Origin of the sequence: Streptomyces lancefieldiae (genome assembly GCF_031845825.1) — a bacterium.
GTDB classification, from domain to species: domain Bacteria; phylum Actinomycetota; class Actinomycetes; order Streptomycetales; family Streptomycetaceae; genus Streptomyces; species Streptomyces lancefieldiae.
In genome coordinates, this window is the sequence record NZ_JAVRFH010000103.1 from 1 (window position 1) to 10,741 (window position 10,741).

Consider the following 10,741-nt stretch of genomic DNA (forward strand, 5'->3'; position numbering starts at 1 on the left):
AGGGCGGCCTCGCGGCGTCAGGTGCGTGCTCTCGGCGTGCCGGGCGTAGAGCCTCGTACTGGATGTACTCGGCTCTGCGCCCGGTGCGGCGAGAGTGCGTGCATGGCGTCGCGAGGCAGGCGGGAATGGTCAGACAGGCCCTAGCCGCCGGACCCCGGCAGTCCATGGTCTTCCCGTCCGCAGTCCGGCAAACCTAGAATAGGAAGCGCTTTCTATCCCCGGGCCCCCGGGCGGGCCGGAGAGGTGGTTGACGCATGGCCCGTACGGCGAGTGCGAGCACGTCGGCCGGGCCGACGCTGGCGGTGGTGGCCCGCGAGGCGGGGGTCTCGGTGCCGACCGCGTCCAAGGTGGTCAACGGCCGCGAGGACGTCGCACCCGAGACCCGCCGCCGCGTCACGGAGGCGCTGGACCGGCTCGGCTACGTGCGCAGACCCCGGTTCGACGCCGCGAAGGCGCCCCGGATGGTCGACCTCGTCGTGCACTCCCTGGACAGCTCCTGGTCGGGCGCGGTGCTGCACGGGGTGGAGGAGGCGGCGTACGACGCGGGGCTGGAGGTCGTCGTCACGGCGGGCCTGAACCGCGCCCGGTCGGGGCCCCGGGAAGACCTGCGGCCGGAGCGCGGCTGGCTGGACAGGCTCGTCGTGCGCGGTTCGTCCGGGGTGCTGTTCAACCTGGCCGAGCTGACCCCCACCCAGTACGCCTGGCTGGAGCAGCACCGCATCCCGTTCGTGATGATCGACCCGGCGGTGGAACCGCCGCCGGGCGTGGTGTCCGTGGGTGCGGCGAACTGGCAGGGCGGGGTGACGGCGACCGAGCACCTGCTGCGCCTCGGGCACGAGCGGATCGCCGTCGTCGCCGGTCAGCGGCGCAAGCTGTGCAGCAGCGCGCGGGTCGCCGGCTACCGCTCGGCCCTCACCTCGGCGGGTGTGCGCCATCGTCCCGAGTACGTCCGCCACGCCGGCTTCGACCGGGCCGTGGCCCGCCGCCGCATGCGGGAACTGCTGGAGCTGCCCGTCCCGCCGACGGCCGTGTTCGTCTGCTCGGACGCGATGTCCCTCGGCGTCTACGAGGCGCTGGCCGAGCGGGGGTTGACGGTGCCGGACGACATGAGCGTGGTCGGCTTCGACGACCTGCCCGAGGCCCGCTGGGTCACCCCCGCCCTGACCACGGTCCGCCAGCCCCTGTCGGAGATGTCGGCCACGGCCCTGCGCCTGCTGCTGCGCATGATGGACGGCCACCACCCCGAAAGCACCCGCACGGAGCTCTCGACCCGCCTCGTGGAACGCGCGAGCACGGCACCACCGCGCGGCACCTGAGGAAATCCCGATCGCATCGACCACCCGGCCGTCGCCCCCCTCACAGCCGACTTGCCTACGAGGAAAGCCAGAGATAGCTTTCCCAGTAGGAAAGTAGAGCGGGACAGGAGGGCGGTGGCTGTGAGCGCACCGGTGGATGCCGAACAGGCATGGCGAGACCTGCAGCGCATCCGTGTGCCGCAGGAGCGGGTGTACGACGAGGTCGAGCGGTCCGCGTCCGGCGGCCCCGGCACGACCTACGCCACGGCCGCGATCATGTGGGTCTTCCTCGCCGTCACGGGACTGGACCTGCCCCGGTGGGGGCTCTGGCCGGTACTCGCCGGGTACGTCGCGCTCCTGAGCGCGCTGGCCGTGCGGTGCAGCCGACGAAGCCGGGTGCGGCTGCACCACTCCCGCGCCAACTGGCGGATGCTCGCCTCGTTCGTCGGGGGGGCGGTGGTGACCGGCGGGACGGTCCTGCTGTCCGGCCGGCTGGTCGAGTCACTGGAACCGATGTCCGCGAGTCTCATCCGGGCCACGGTCTCGGCCGCCGTGTTCCTTCTGTTCGTCGGACCGACGACCCGCTGGGCGGCCGGCTCGCTGCGCGGCAGCGGTGGACGGACGGGCCGCGAGGTGACGGGCCGATGAGCATCCCCGCCGGCTTCGACGAACTGATCCATCCCGCCACCCGGCTGTCGGTGGTCGCGCTGCTCGCCGCCACCGAATGGGCGGACTTCGCGTTCATCCGCGACAGCCTCTCGCTCAGCGACTCCGCGCTCTCCAAACAGCTGCACACCCTGGAGGAGGCCGGGTACCTGGAGATCCGCAAGGAGGGCGGCGGCCGCAAGCGGCGTACGAGGGTGCGGCTGACGGGCCGGGGGCGCACCGCCTTCGAGGGACACGTGGCGGCGCTCCGGGCGATCGTCGAGGGCGCCGGGCCGACGACGAACGGGGCGACGACGGCCGGGGCCACGACGACCGGGGCCACGACGACCGGGGCGACGACGGCGACCGGGGCGGCACCACCGCGTCGGCAGCACTCGGAGGCAGGACGATGACGCGGCACGAGCACGCACCCGCCCGTGCCGTGATCCGGGCGCGCGACCTGACCATGGCGTACGGCGAGGTCGACGTCCTCCACGGCATCGACCTGGACATCGACCGCGGCGAGGTCTTCGCCCTCCTCGGACCCAACGGCGCCGGAAAGACCACCACCGTCGAGATCCTGGAGGGCTTCCGGCAGCGCTCCTCCGGAGAGGTCACCGTCCTCGGGGCGGACCCGGAGCGGGGCGACGACGCCTGGCGCGCCCGCATCGGACTGGTCCTGCAGTCCTGGCGCGACCACCCGCGCTGGCGGGTCGCCGAGCTCCTGACGCACTTCGCCACGTACTACCCCGACCCGCGCGACCCCGCCGAACTGCTGGCCCTGGTCGGCCTCACCGACCAGGCCGGCCGGCAGGTGAACCGGCTCTCCGGCGGCCAGCGCCGGCGGCTGGACGTCGCGCTCGGCATCGTCGGCCGCCCCGAACTCCTCTTCCTGGACGAACCGACCACCGGTTTCGATCCGGAGGCACGGCGCGAGTTCCACCTCCTGGTCGAACGGCTGGCCCGCGACGAGGACGTCACCGTCCTGCTCACCACGCACGACCTGGTGGAGGCCGAGCGGCTCGCCGACCGCATCGCCATGCTGGTCGGCGGCCGGATCCGGGCCTGCGGCACCCCGTCGGAACTGGCCCGGGGGGCCGCCGCACAGGCCGAGGTCCGCTGGACGGCCGACGACGGGACGCCCCGCCGCGAACGCACCGCGGACCCCTCCCGGCTGGTCTGGGAACTCCACCGGGACGCGGCGGGCCCGATCGCCGGACTGGAGGTCCGTCGCCCGACGCTCGAGGACACCTACCTGCACATGGTGCACCGGGCGGACGACGGCACGGACGAGGCGGCGGACCGGGCAGTGGACGGGGAGACGGAGGCAGCATGAGGGGGACGCACATGACGACGAACCACCGACGTGCCGGATTCCAGCGCGGCGGCATCGAGCTGCGCCAACTCCTGCGCAACCCGAAGGAGATGTCCGGCCACCTGAGCAACGTGGTCGTCGCCCTGCTGATCGCCGGCTACATCGGCGACGACGTGCCCGGCACGCGGACCCCGATGGCCCATCTGGTGCTCGCGGGTTTCGCGGCCTATCTGCTGTTCCAGATCGGGCTGATCAACCTCCCGCAGATGCTGGTGACCGAGCGGGAGGAGGGCGCCCTGCTGCGGCTGCGCGCGACACCCGGCGGGATACCGGCGTACCTCATCGCCAAGTGCCTGCTGGTGGTCGCCACGGCGGTCGGCACGCTGGCCCTGCTCCTGGCGGCAGCGGCGCTGCTGGTGGACGGGCCACTGCCGCACGGGCCGGGCGAGTGGCTCACGCTGCTGTGGGTCACCACGCTCGGACTGCTCGCCGTCGTACCGCTGGGCGCGGCCATCGGCGCCGTGCTTCCCAACCCGCGCGAGGCACTGGCGTTGGTCATGCTCCCCACGATGGGGCTGCTGTTCACCTCCGGAGCGGTGTTCCCGATCACCTCCCTGCCCGTGCCGGTGCAGCAGGTGGCCTCCGTCTTCCCGCTCAAGTGGATGGCACAGGGGTTGCGTTCGGCGCTGCTGCCGGACTCCGCGCAGGCCGCCGAGGCGGCCGGTTCCTGGGAACTGCCCATGGTGGCCCTGGTACTGACGGCCTGGACCGTCCTCGGGTTCCTCCTCGCGGTACCCCTCCTGCGCCGCGCCGCCCGTCGCGAGTCCGGCTCCCGCCTGACCGCACGCCACCGCAAGGCGGCCCGGAGCGGGGCGATGCCCGCCTAGACAGGCCGGTCACCGGCGGGAGTGCCGCGGGCGTTCAGCCGCCTATGTCCACGCTGTTGTCGGGCGCCCCGTCGCCGAACCGGGGCAGGTCGCCGCGTTCCACGGGTGTGGTGGCGGGCCGCGGTGAGGGCAGGGTGGCCGCGGCCTCGGCGGCCCCGGGCCGGTGGACGGACGCGGCGGCGCCGCGCAGGACCTCGCGCGACACCTCGTCCGTGTCGGCGGACACCTTCACCACGTGCCCGCTCTTCGGCAGCGCGTACTCGTGCCGTCCGCCGCCCGTGCGGTACAACATCCCGGCCTCGGACTCGCATGTGGTCCGTTCGCCGCTCATGTCGCCCACCGGCTGGCTGCGGCAGGTGTCCTCGCTCATCGAGCCCCACTCGACGGCGAGGCGGACCATGGCTCCCGAGGCGGCCACGTAGGTGGCGGAGAAGCCGTCGTCACCGATCACGCCGACGGACTGCTGGGCCAGGGTGAAACCGGGGACCCGGGTGACGTGGACCAGTTCGGGAGCCATGCCCAGCGCCTTCGCCCGGTTCTCGAGTTCGCCGGGTGCGGGAGGGGCCTCCTCCGACGCGGCGGAAGCGGTGGGGGAAGCGGTGGGGGAAGCGGTGGGGGAAGCGGTGGCGGAAGCGGTGGCGGAAGCACTGGCGACAACGGTGGCGGCGGCGACCGGGTCTTCGGCCGGCTCCTCCGTACCGCATGCGGTGAGCAGCAGCGGGGTCAGCAACAGCGGCAGGACGCGCACGCGACGGTTCATGCGCCCATCCTGCCGCACAGGCGTTCCACTGCCGCCTCGTCCCGTGTCCGATTCCTTCAAGACCGGCCCCGCACGCCCTGCCTACGGTGGCCCCATGACCGCACGATTCAACGCCATCGGCCTCGTCGTCTCCGACATGGCCGCGTCCGTGACCTTCTACCGCCGGATCGGCTTCGCCTTCCCCGAGGGCGCCGATACCCAGCCGCACGCCGAGGCCGAGCTGCCGGGCGGGATCCGGCTGCTGCTCGACACCGAGGAGTCCGTCCGCTCCTTCCACCCCGGATGGCAGCCGACGGCCGGTGGCGGGCGGCATTCGCTCGCCCTGCTCTGCGACGCCCCCGAGGAGGTGGACGCGCTGTACGAGGAGCTGACCGGCGCCGGGTGCCACGGCGAACTCAAGCCCTGGAACGCCGACTGGGGGCAGCGGTACGCCGTCGTGAACGACCCGGACGGCAACGGCGTCGACCTGTTCGCGCCGCTAACCTCGCAGTCCCAGTAGCTCTCCGGGTGCCACGCCCGCCAACTCCTTCACGTCCCGCGCCATATGTGCCTGGTCCGCGAAACCCGCCCGGGCGGCCGTCTCGGCGAGGGGGGTGCCGTCGCGCGCCAGGGTGAGGGCGCGTCCCAGGCGCAGTACCCGGGCCAGCGTCTTGGGGCCGTAGCCGAAGGCCGTCAGCGAGCGGCGGTGCAACTGGCGGGCGCCGAGGCCGAGTTCGTCGGCGGTGGCGGCGACCGGACGGCCCGCGTCGAGCGCGGCCACGATCCGGCGCAGCAACGGGTCGGGGGGCTCGGTGTCGGCCGCCCGGGACAGCGCCGCCTCCTCCAGGCCGCTCGCCGGGTCGGGGGCCGCGTTCACCTGCGCAGTCAGGCGCCGTACCCGGTCGGCCGGCCAGAGGTCGGTGAGGTCGACGCGCCGGTCGCGCAGCTCGTGCGCGGGGACGCCGAGGAGGGTGGGAGCGGTGCCGGGGTAGAAGCGGATGCCCGTCCAGCGGCCGGGGGCACCGTCGGTGACGTGGGCGCGGGTGTCGGGGCCCGCGACCAGCAGCCGGCCGTCGTACCAGAGCAGGTCCATGCAGCCGTCGGGCAGGACGCGTCCCGTGCCGGGCCCGGTCGGGGTGTTGGTCCACACCACCGCGCCGGTCAGTCGGGAGGCGCGTTCCGCGTACACGCGTGCCAGGCTACGCCGCCGGCGTGCGGTACTCCTGCGGGCTGACGCCGTACACCCTCTTGAAGGCGGTGGACAGGGCGAACGCGCTGCTGTAGCCGATCCGGCGGGCGATCGCGCCGAGGGTGTCCTCGGTGTCGCGCAGCCGGTCGGCGGCGAGGGCCAGGCGCCAGCCGGTGAGGTACGCCATCGGGGGTTCGCCCACCAGGTCGGTGAAGCGCCGGGCGAGCGCGGCGCGGGAGACCCCGGCCTCGGCGGCGAGGGACGCCACCGTCCAGGGGTGCGCCGGGTCGTCCTGGACCAGCCGCAGCGCCCGTCCCACGACGGGGTCGCCCAGGGCCCGGTACCAGGCGGGCGGGTCGGCCCGCGGACCGGCGAACCAGGACCGCAGCGCGGCGATGACCAGCAGGTCGAGGAGGCGGTCCAGGACGACCTCCTGGCCCGGCTCGTCCCGGGTGACCTCCGTCATCAGCAGGGGCGTCAGCGGGCAGTCCCACACGTCGGAGGTGAGGGACAGCAGCGGCGGCAGGGCGTCCAGCAGCCGGCCGCCGATCTCACCCCGCACCAGGTAGGTGCCGATGAGCAGGACCGCCTCGCCGTCGGGGCGGTCGCCCCAGGTGCGTACGCCGAGGTCCATCGAGCCGTTGAGGGGGCGCCCGTCGGGGTAGCCGCACGCGCCGCCGGGCAGGATCACCGCCTGCGGGGCCGTGGCGGGGTCGTCGGCGCAGGTGTAGGGGTCGGGTCCGCGTGCGATGGCGAGGTCCCCGGCCCGCAGCCGCAGCCGCTCCCCCGTGTCCGGCACGATCCAGGCGTCGCCGCGGACCATCAGCATCACCGTCAGCGGTGCCCGGTCCTCGACGCGCACGGCCCACGGCGGGTCGAAACAGGCGCGGATCATGAACGCGCCACGGGCGCGGGGGCCCTCCAGCAGGCCGGCGAGTGCGTCCATGGCGTCACAGCGTAGACGTACGCGTATGCCGGCGAGTCGCTGGGCGATGGGAACGCCGGGCGCCCGGCGGTTGACTGGGGCCATGACAGAGACGAGTACGCAGGCGGACATGACGGTCGTGGTGACGGGGGCCTCCGGCCGCAGCGGACGGCGGGTCGCCGAGGCGGCGCGGGCGGCCGGGCTCACGGTGCGGGCGGCGTCCCGGGCGACCGGCTTCGACTGGCGGGACCGCTCGACGTGGGCGGACGTGCTGCGCGGCGCCGACGCGGCCTACCTCGCGCACCCCACGGACGTCGGCGCGCCCGACGCCGCCGGGGCGGTCGGGGCGCTCGCCCGGGAGGCGGCCGGGCTCGGCGTACGGCGGCTGGTGCTGCTGTCGGCGCGGGGCGAGGAGCAGGCCCGGCCCACCGAGGAGGCGCTGGGTGAGGCGGGCGTGGACTGGACGGTCGTGCGGGCCGCCTGGTTCGCGCAGAACTTCAGCGAGGGACCGCTGGTGGAGGAGCTGCGCGAGCGCGGGGAGCTGGTGTTCCCGGCCGGTGCGGTCGGGGAGCCGTTCGTGGACCTGCGGGACGTCGCGGACGTGGTGGTGTCGGCGCTGACCTCGGGCGAGCGGTACGCCGGGCAGGTGCTGGAGGTCTCGGGGCCGCGGCTGCTGACCTTCGGGGAGGCGGTCGCCGGGATCGCGAAGGAGACGGGCCGCGCGTTGACGTACCGGCCCGTCACGCCGCAGGAGTACGGCGAGAACCTGGCCGGGTTCGGGGTGCCGGAGGAGGAGGTGGCGTTCCTCGTGGAACTGTTCGGCTCCCTGCTCGACGGCCGCAACGCCCGTCTGTCGGACGGGGTCCGGGAGGTACTGGGCCGCGCGCCGAGGGACTTCGGGGACTTCGTCCGGGAGGAGGCGGCGTCGGGGACGTGGGTCCCGGACCCGTCAGGCCGGGGCTAGTGCCGCGGCGGGCAACGTTCGCCCGTGAAGGAGCGGCGTCCGGTGCGTGCTCTCGGCGTGCCGGCCGGAAGCCCTCGTACTGGATGTACTTGGGCTTTCGGCCGGTGCGGCGAGAGGGCGTGCCGGGCGTCGCGACGGGGCGAACGTTGCCTGCCGCGGCACTAGGTTCCGGTTCCTCCGTCCCCCGCCCCGGGCAATCTCACGGACAGATCTGTCTCTGCATGCAATCCACGCGTTTCGAGAACTCCATGGACATTCTCTACCGACTCGTCGACAACGAGTCGGGGAATGTCCTGCTGGCCGCCGAGGACATTCGGGGCTTCTTCGTGGAACCCGGTCAGGAGCAGCCGGAGAGGTTCACCTTCGTCAGGGTGCACCTGATCGACCGCCTTCGGCGGAAGACCGAGGAAGCGGTGCTCCAGGTCGTCGACCGGCGGGGGAGGGCGATCGGGGATTACTACCTCGGGAGGGTGGTGACCGTTTCCCGCGAGGTGCCGGTCGTGAGCGGTGACGAGTATCCCGATGTGGAGTTCTCCGGATACACGTGGGAGTACCCCAGGGCAGGCGAGATCTGGAAGAAATGGGCCAGGGGCGTCGAGCGCGGAGAATGGGCTCGGCATCCGTCCGACTGGCACGAGAGCTGGCTGCACGTCGTGCAGACCTCCTGGTTCTCCAGCGGGCGGAGGGCGACCCGGTACGGAACCGCTGGAACAGTAGTGCTCGACGGCTCCGGAATCACCACGACGGCCGCTTTCCACTGCGCCCTGGGAGAAGCGGTCAACGGACCCGGCGGGTACTTCGGTTCGAGCACCGGAGGTCTTGACGACTGCCTCCGGAGCGTGCGGCGGGAGAACGCTGCCCCGTTCCACCTGGTGTGGCAGGATTTCGCGTCCTCCCGTGAGGCGTTGGGAGACGAGTTCACCGATTTCGTGATGTCACTGTTCCGGGAGCACGGCGTGACGGCGACACCGGAGGAAGGCGCCGGGTAGCGTCCGCTCATGGACAGCGGCCGGGACACCAGATTCGACACCCAGAGCGCCGGGATCACGGTACAGCGGGCGCTGGAACTGCCCGGGCTGCGCGGCGGACTCCCCGAGGTCGTCGCGGGCGCCGACCGCCTGCTGCGCACGGTGCGCTGGGTGCACGCCGGCGAAGTGCCCAACATCGCGTCCCTCCTCAAGGGCGGCGAACTCCTGCTGACCACGGGCTACGGCCTGGGCACCCGCCCCGCCGAACAACGCGCCTTCGTCCGCACCCTCGCGGAGCGCGGCATCGCCGCCCTCGTCGTGGAGCTCGGCCCCCGCTTCGCCCGGCTCCCCCCGGCGCTCGTGGACACCGCCCGTACGGCCGGGCTGCCGCTGGTCCAACTGCACCGCGAGGTGCCGTTCGTGACGGTCACCGAGGAGATCCACACCGAGATCGTCAACGGCCACTACGCGCTGCTCCAGCGGGCCGAGGAGGTGCACCGCCGCTGCACGCAGGCGCTGCTCGGCGGTGGTGGAGTGCCCCAGGTGCTCGGCATCCTCGCCGACTTCGGCGACAACCCCGTCTTCCTGGAGACTCCCGACGGCCGCCTGCTCTACGCCGCCGGGTCCGGCCCCGAGGGCGCCGACCCGCTCCAGGTGTGGGAGGGGCTGCGCGGCCCTCACAAGGACGCCCCGCCGCCCGCCGGCTCGGTCCTGGTGGACGTGCCCGGCGGCGGCCCCGGCGCCGGTTCGGTCCGCGCGCGCCTGGTCCTGCTGCCGGTCCGGTCCCCCCTGGCGCCGGTGCACCGGATGGCGGCGGAGCGGGCGGCCGGCATCCTCGCGGTGGTGCTCATGCAGGCGCGGCAGGAGGAGGAGCTCGCGGCGCGCGGGCGCGGCGACTTCCTCACCGACCTCGCCGAGGGCCGGATCACCGCGGCGGACGCCCCGGCGCAGGCGCGCGTCCTGGGCTTCAAGCCGGGTGGCAGCCCGCTGCTCCCCGTGGTGATGCGGCTCGGCGACACCCTGTCCCCCGCCGGCGGCGGCTGGGCGGTACTGGCACGCGCGGTCGCCGAGGAGCTGGCGACGGTGGGGGTACCGGTCCTGCTGGGCGTACGGCCGGTGGAGGGCCGGGTCCCGCTCCTGCTGGGCCTGCGCTCGGAGTCGGAACGGGCCGCGGTCGCGGACCGGGTGGCGGCGGCGCTGCGGGCGGGCGTGGAGCGGGCCGGGATGCGACCGCCGGGGTCGCAGCCGCCCGTGGTGGTCGTCGGGATGGCCGGCGGCTGGACGGCGGCGTCGGCGGGCCTCCGGCACGCGGCCGAGACGGCGACCGCAGCGCAGGGCCTCACCGACCGGCCCTGGTACGACGCCCGGCGCCTCGACATCGACCTGCTGCTGTGGCGGCTGCGCGACCATCCGGACCTCGCGGCCTTCGTGGACCGGGCCATCGGTCCGCTCCGCGACCACGACAACCGCTCCAGGCCGCCCCTGCTGCCCACCCTCCAGACGTACCTGGCACACGCGGGCCGCAAGGCGGAGACGGCCCGCGAACTCCACCTCAACCGGCAGACGCTCTACAACAGGCTGGCGAGGATCGGCGAGTTGCTGGGCACGGACCTCGACGACCCGCAGACCGTCCTGGCGTTGAGCCTGGCGCTGCGCGCACGCCGACACGTGCCCTAGACGCGGGCACCTAGTAGTGCTTGGTCATGTGCGGTCCGTGGTGGCGTGTCTTCTTGATTGGTCGTGTCGTTGACCGGGTGTGCTGGGTGGGGAGTTGGCTGCGGTCCGGTGTGATCTGGAGGACTTCGCGGCGGAGA

At 73.7% G+C, this 10,741-nt stretch carries 12 protein-coding genes; 9 read left to right on the forward strand and 3 right to left on the reverse strand.

Annotated features, from left to right (window positions below):
* Positions 1 to 254 precede the first annotated feature (254 nt).
* From RM812_RS39415 to RM812_RS39435, 5 genes are all read left to right on the forward strand, one after another.
* A complete protein-coding gene (locus tag RM812_RS39415) occupies positions 255 to 1,316 on the forward strand; it encodes a LacI family DNA-binding transcriptional regulator (protein WP_311585357.1) in 1,062 nt (353 codons plus the stop codon).
* Positions 1,317 to 1,436: 120 nt separating this feature from the next.
* Positions 1,437 to 1,943: a hypothetical protein gene (locus RM812_RS39420; RefSeq protein WP_311585359.1), complete on the forward strand. Its 507-nt coding sequence runs from the start codon at positions 1,437 to 1,439 to the stop codon at positions 1,941 to 1,943.
* Complete coding sequence (locus RM812_RS39425) at positions 1,940 to 2,353, forward strand: transcriptional regulator (RefSeq protein WP_311585361.1); 414 nt, start codon at positions 1,940 to 1,942, stop codon at positions 2,351 to 2,353. The genes RM812_RS39420 and RM812_RS39425 overlap by 4 nt, the downstream gene beginning before the upstream one ends.
* Positions 2,350 to 3,276 carry an ABC transporter ATP-binding protein gene (locus RM812_RS39430; protein ID WP_311585363.1) on the forward strand — a complete coding sequence of 309 codons (927 nt, stop codon included), beginning with the start codon at positions 2,350 to 2,352 and terminating at the stop codon, positions 3,274 to 3,276. The genes RM812_RS39425 and RM812_RS39430 overlap by 4 nt, the downstream gene beginning before the upstream one ends.
* Positions 3,277 to 3,287: 11 nt before the next feature.
* Entirely contained in the window at positions 3,288 to 4,142 is an 855-nt protein-coding gene (locus tag RM812_RS39435) for an ABC transporter permease (protein WP_311585365.1), read from the forward strand.
* A 34-nt stretch (positions 4,143 to 4,176) separates the two neighbouring features.
* Here RM812_RS39435 and RM812_RS39440 read toward each other — a convergent pair whose 3' ends face one another.
* The gene (locus RM812_RS39440) at positions 4,177 to 4,902 is read right to left on the reverse strand and encodes a hypothetical protein (protein WP_311585367.1); all 726 of its coding nucleotides are present in this window, start codon (positions 4,900 to 4,902) and stop codon (positions 4,177 to 4,179) included.
* 94 nt (positions 4,903 to 4,996) lie between these two features.
* Between RM812_RS39440 and RM812_RS39445 the strand changes: the two genes are divergently transcribed.
* On the forward strand, positions 4,997 to 5,401 hold the full coding sequence (locus RM812_RS39445) for a VOC family protein (RefSeq protein WP_311585369.1): 405 nt from the start codon (positions 4,997 to 4,999) through the stop codon (positions 5,399 to 5,401).
* Here RM812_RS39445 and RM812_RS39450 read toward each other — a convergent pair.
* Positions 5,381 to 6,070 (reverse strand): helix-turn-helix transcriptional regulator, encoded by a 690-nt coding sequence (locus RM812_RS39450; RefSeq protein ID WP_311585372.1) that lies wholly within the window; start codon positions 6,068 to 6,070, stop codon positions 5,381 to 5,383. The genes RM812_RS39445 and RM812_RS39450 overlap by 21 nt on opposite strands.
* Positions 6,071 to 6,080: 10 nt before the next feature.
* The gene (locus RM812_RS39455; RefSeq protein WP_311585374.1) at positions 6,081 to 7,016 is read right to left on the reverse strand and encodes an AraC family transcriptional regulator; all 936 of its coding nucleotides are present in this window, start codon (positions 7,014 to 7,016) and stop codon (positions 6,081 to 6,083) included.
* 82 nt (positions 7,017 to 7,098) lie between these two features.
* Between RM812_RS39455 and RM812_RS39460 the strand changes: the two genes are divergently transcribed.
* The 3 genes from RM812_RS39460 to RM812_RS39470 all read left to right on the forward strand — a co-directional run bounded on the left by RM812_RS39460 (position 7,099) and on the right by RM812_RS39470 (position 10,604).
* Entirely contained in the window at positions 7,099 to 7,959 is an 861-nt protein-coding gene (locus RM812_RS39460) for a Rossmann-fold NAD(P)-binding domain-containing protein (RefSeq protein ID WP_311585376.1), read from the forward strand.
* A 221-nt stretch (positions 7,960 to 8,180) separates the two neighbouring features.
* Positions 8,181 to 8,948 (forward strand): barstar family protein, encoded by a 768-nt coding sequence (locus RM812_RS39465; RefSeq protein ID WP_311585378.1) that lies wholly within the window; start codon positions 8,181 to 8,183, stop codon positions 8,946 to 8,948.
* 9 nt (positions 8,949 to 8,957) lie between these two features.
* Entirely contained in the window at positions 8,958 to 10,604 is a 1,647-nt protein-coding gene (locus RM812_RS39470; RefSeq protein ID WP_311585380.1) for a PucR family transcriptional regulator, read from the forward strand.
* Positions 10,605 to 10,741: the final 137 nt, after the last annotated feature.